The following is a 247-nucleotide window of genomic DNA, read 5'->3' as shown; positions in this document are numbered from 1 at the left end:
ATTTTCAAGATTTGATATAAAGGCTAGAACTAATAAAAATGAAATTATTAATATTGAGATACAATTAAAAAATGAATACAATATGGTAAAAAGAAGTCTATATTATTGGAGTAAAATGTACGAAGAGCAATTAAATGAAGGTGATGATTATTCAAAATTAGAAAGAACTATTTGTATTGACATATTAAACTTTAAATATTTAGATAACAATAGATTCCACAATRGATATAGATTAAAAGAAATTGAA

Annotated in this window: 1 protein-coding gene (cut by a window edge); it reads left to right on the top strand. The window is 20.7% G+C overall.

Annotated elements, in window-relative coordinates; translation table 11 throughout:
- Window positions 1–16: 16 nt before the first annotated feature.
- Window positions 17–247 carry part of the coding region annotated (locus tag G3997_RS05130; protein ID WP_442971248.1) for an Rpn family recombination-promoting nuclease/putative transposase on the top strand (this coding region is incomplete at its 3' end). Its footprint extends 63 nt past the window's final position, so 231 of the 294 annotated nt are shown.

Source organism: Romboutsia sp. 13368 (assembly GCF_018336475.1).
GTDB lineage: Bacteria > Bacillota > Clostridia > Peptostreptococcales > Peptostreptococcaceae > Romboutsia.
This window is presented reverse-complemented; position numbering and strand designations above follow the sequence as displayed.